This window comes from Chitinophaga sp. RAB17 (assembly GCF_052114225.1).
GTDB lineage: Bacteria > Bacteroidota > Bacteroidia > Chitinophagales > Chitinophagaceae > Chitinophaga.
The window spans coordinates 1-354 of sequence record NZ_JBFREI010000068.1; the positions used below are offsets into that span (position 1 = coordinate 1).

Sequence of the window (354 nt, forward strand, 5' to 3'; positions counted from 1 at the left end):
ATTCGACCCTGGTCTTCGTCGCTGCGGGCGTGATCGCACTGGTGCTCGGCTTCTCGCCCAAATTCGGCGCGGTGATCGGCACGATCCCGGTCGCAGTTCTGGGCGGTCTCGCTGTCGTCGTCTTCGGCCTGATCGCTGCGACCGCGGGCCGGATCTGGGTCGAGAACAAGGTCGATTTTTCCGCGCCGAAGAATCTCATCACGGTTGCGACCGCGCTGATCCTCGGCGCCGGCGATCTCAAGCTGCCGATTTTCGGCTTCGAACTCGGCGGAATCGGCACCGCTACCTTCGGTGCGATCGCGCTTTACCACCTGCTCAATCGCCGCACGGCGTGAGGATTTCTCGCAGTTGCAC

General features: G+C 63.3%; 1 protein-coding gene. It reads left to right on the top strand.

Annotation, left to right across the window (positions count from 1 at the left end; translation table 11 throughout):
- On the top strand, nt 1–335 hold a 335-nt coding region (locus AB4Z08_RS35895), incomplete at its 5' end, for a solute carrier family 23 protein (RefSeq protein WP_441578586.1).
- Between the last annotated feature and the right edge of the window lie 19 nt (nt 336–354).